Below are 1798 nucleotides of genomic sequence, written 5' to 3' on the forward strand. Positions count from 1 at the left end.
TACTTGCTGCTGTTGCAGCAGTTGATGTAGCTGCACTCTTCGTGTCACTAGTGCTACTTGCTGCTGTTGCAGCAGTTGATGTAGCTGCACTCTTCGTGTCACTGGCACTGCTTGCTGCTGTAGTGGCTGTTGATGGGGCCACACTCTTCGTGTCACTGGAGCTACTTGCTGCTGTAGTAACTGTTGATGGCGCTGCACTCTTCGTGTCACTAGTGCTGCTTGTTGCTGTTGCAGCAGTTGATGAAGCTGCGCTCTTCGTGTCACTGGCACTGCTTGCTGCTGTAGTAGCTGTTGATGGCGCTGCACTCTTCATATCACTAGTGCTGCTTGCAGTAGCGACACTAGTATTTTCTGAGACAGTATCAGCATGAACCTCTACCGTTGATACCCCACCGGCGACAAGAAAAGAAAGTGTCGCAATTGCGGCAAAAACAAATTTTTTGCCGTCTTTATACATCTTATAATGTAATTTTCTTTCTTCCATTTAAGACACCACTCTTCCAAAATTATATTTGACAAAACTAACTGTAATTATATAATAATGGGAGCATAGATTTATACGTCTAATTCTGCAAATTAAAGCACTTTTTTGTAAATGGCCAGGAGGTACCATGAATCAGTCAATTTTTCAGCTACTTGGTAATGTTGTCTCAGCAGATTTCTACCTTTATGAAGGCAATGATATTGCTTTGATCTCTGATAACAATGCTTATAATATGAAAGCCTTAGTTCAAGAAGCACTTAAACTACGTGTTCCTAATTATCTTACTGTTATTGATTTAAACAACTTCTACGTTGTTATGATTCCTATTGATCATAATCAGACACTGACCATGATCCCACATATTAATACCACCAATATTCCAGTTGCTTATCGAGACATCACTAAATTTATAACTAATATTCATTCGCTAAGCGCGCTAGCTTATCAGTTAATTACTCATCATAAAAATCCTCAGTGGAAAACTCACATCAAGAAAGTCCCGACAGACATTCAACGCGTTAGTTTTCCAACTAATAATGAAATCGGAACTTATTATGTAAATGAGCAGTTAATCTTTGGAGCTATTAAAGATTTTGATTTTAACCGGTTTAACGATGCACTTAATACCCTAACTTTAACTAAGCATATGGGAGAGACCTTTGAAACAAATAATTACGTCCGTGGTGAAAAAGATATTTTAATCCGATTTGTTGCTTTGTTAATCAACACCGTCATTAAGAGTGGCCAAGTAAAAGTAGAAGATGCGCTCAAAGTACAAGATGATATCTTAGGCACAATTGAATTTAAAAAAGATCAACCGCCCTTCACTATTTGGATGAAGTCACTCGCAATTGAATGTTTTAAACGGTTAAATCAGATTAAATCTGAAACGACTTTATCCCTTGCTGAACAAGTTGCCTTATACATTCAAAATCACGTTAATCAAAAGTTATCATTAGCACTTCTGGCCAAAAAATTTGAATGTTCTGATAGTTCACTAGCCCATCTATTTAAGGAAAAATACAATGTCACTGTCGGCGCATATATTAATAGCCATAAGGTTGATGCTGCTAAATATATGCTGACAAATAGTCAAATCAGCATTTCTGAAATTGCTTATACGTTAGCATTTAACAGCCCAAATTATTTTATGAGGGTTTTTAAGAAAACTTCGGGAATGACAACCACGCGCTATAGAAAAATACATGGCTAATGTTTTCCGTTACTTTGTTTAAACCGTTCAAGCTTAACAGGGTCGTAATCTAAAGGTTGAAAGCACGAAAATGAGCCACAGCTCTTGGTATCATTGAGTTG

At 37.7% G+C, this 1798-nt stretch carries 2 protein-coding genes; one reads left to right on the forward strand and one right to left on the reverse strand.

Features of this window, described 5'->3' with window-relative positions:
• On the reverse strand, positions 1–484 hold a 484-nt coding region (locus CES81_RS12990; protein ID WP_180949820.1), incomplete at its 3' end, for a KxYKxGKxW signal peptide domain-containing protein.
• A gap of 127 nt (positions 485–611) precedes the next feature.
• Between CES81_RS12990 and CES81_RS12995 the strand changes: the two genes are divergently transcribed.
• Positions 612–1697 carry a helix-turn-helix domain-containing protein gene (locus CES81_RS12995; protein ID WP_089122126.1) on the forward strand — a complete coding sequence of 362 codons (1086 nt, stop codon included), beginning with the start codon at positions 612–614 and terminating at the stop codon, positions 1695–1697.
• The last annotated feature ends 101 nt before the right edge of the window (positions 1698–1798 follow it).

The sequence above is a fragment of the Secundilactobacillus pentosiphilus genome (assembly GCF_002217985.1).
GTDB classification, from domain to species: Bacteria; Bacillota; Bacilli; order Lactobacillales; family Lactobacillaceae; genus Secundilactobacillus; species Secundilactobacillus pentosiphilus.

Coding starts and splice junctions, on each gene's coding strand:
- CES81_RS12995 (WP_089122126.1), top strand. CDS start 612: ATGAATCAGTCAATTTTTCAGCTACTTGGTAATGTTGTCTCAGCAGAT.